Source organism: Stenotrophomonas sp. 05L44_2 (assembly GCF_056665995.1).
Map to the genome: position 1 here is coordinate 1 of NZ_JBFTNR010000866.1, position 1,575 is coordinate 1,575.

Here is a 1,575-nt window from a genome sequence, read left to right on the forward strand (position 1 = left end):
ACACCGTGTTCGTCTACACCGATTTCGGCAGCGGCTCGATGACCACCTCCGGTTACCCGCGCGTGGCCAAGCTGTGGAAGCGTGGCACGCCTATGTCCGCCGACACCGTGTTCGTCTACACCGATTTCGGCAGCGGCTCGATGACCACCTCCGGTTACCCGCGCGTGGCCAAGCTGTGGAAGCGTGGCACGCCTATGTCCGCCGCCAGCGTGGTCTACGAAGGCAAGCCGGAAGACATGTACATCGCGGCGATGCACGATGACACCCCGGGCTTCGAGCGCAACCTGGTCAGCCGTACGCTGGCTTTCTACAACAACGAGATCTACCTGCGCGGCGACGATGGCAAGCTGACCAGGATCGATGCGCCGAACTCGGCCGAGAAGGGCCTGCACAAGCAGTGGCTGACCCTGGAACTGCGCGATCCGTGGACCGTGGGTGGCAAGACCTACGCCTCCGGCGCACTGCTGGTGACCAAGCTGGATGATTTCCTGGCCGGCAAGCGTGACTTCGAGGTGCTGTTCACCCCGACCGCGACCACCTCGCTGGCCAGTGCCTCGTGGACCAAGAACCACCTGGTGCTGAACGTGCTGGACGACGTCAAGAACCGCCTGTCGGTGCTGACTCCGACCGCCAAGGGCTGGCAGAAGAGCGATTTCGTCGGCGCGCCGGCCTTCGGCACCTTGGGCGTCAGTGCGGTCGACAGCAATGACAGCGATGCGGTGTGGCTGACCGCCACCGATTACCTGACCCCGACCACCCTGGCCATCGCCGACATCGGCAAGGCACCGGAAGTGCTCAAGACCATGCCGGCGTTCTTCGATGCCGACGGCAAGGTGATCGAGCAGCATTTCGCCACCAGCAAGGACGGTACCCGCGTGCCGTACTTCGTGGTGCACGACAAGGCGATGAAGCTTGACGGCTCCAACCCGACCCTGTTGTACGGCTACGGTGGTTTCGAGATTTCGCTGACCCCGTCGTACTCGGGCGGCATGGGCCGCGCCTGGCTGGAGAAGGGCGGCGTGTACGTGGTCGCCAACATCCGTGGTGGTGGCGAGTACGGCCCGCGCTGGCACCAGGCGGCGCTGAAGCAGAACCGTCACAAGGCCTATGAAGACATGGCCGCGGTTGCCCAGGACCTGGTCACCCGCAGGATCACTTCTGCCAAGCACCTGGGCGTGCAGGGCGGCAGCAACGGTGGCCTGCTCACCGGCAACATGCTGACCCAGTACCCGGAGCTGTTCGGTGCGGTGGTGGTGCAGGTTCCGCTGCTGGACATGAAGCGTTACAGCCACCTGCTGGCCGGCGCCTCGTGGATGGCCGAGTACGGCAACCCGGACACCAGCGACTGGGAGTTCATCAAGACCTTCTCGCCGTACCACCTGTTCGACGCGAAGAAGAGCTACCCGCCGGTGCTGTTCACCACCTCCACCCGCGATGACCGCGTGCATCCGGGCCACGCCCGCAAGATGGCCGCGAAGATGATCGATGCCGGCAAGGACGTGACCTACTACGAGAACATCGAAGGCGGTCATGGCGGTGCAGCCAACAACGCGCAGGCCGCGCACATGTCCGCAC

The 1,575-nt window shown here is 64.5% G+C and carries 1 protein-coding gene; it reads left to right on the forward strand.

All coding sequences use genetic code 11. The features are described from left to right. Window positions 1-1,575: prolyl oligopeptidase family serine peptidase (locus AC1VAN_RS21475; protein ID WP_480986704.1), on the forward strand; the 1,575-nt coding region annotated here is incomplete at both ends.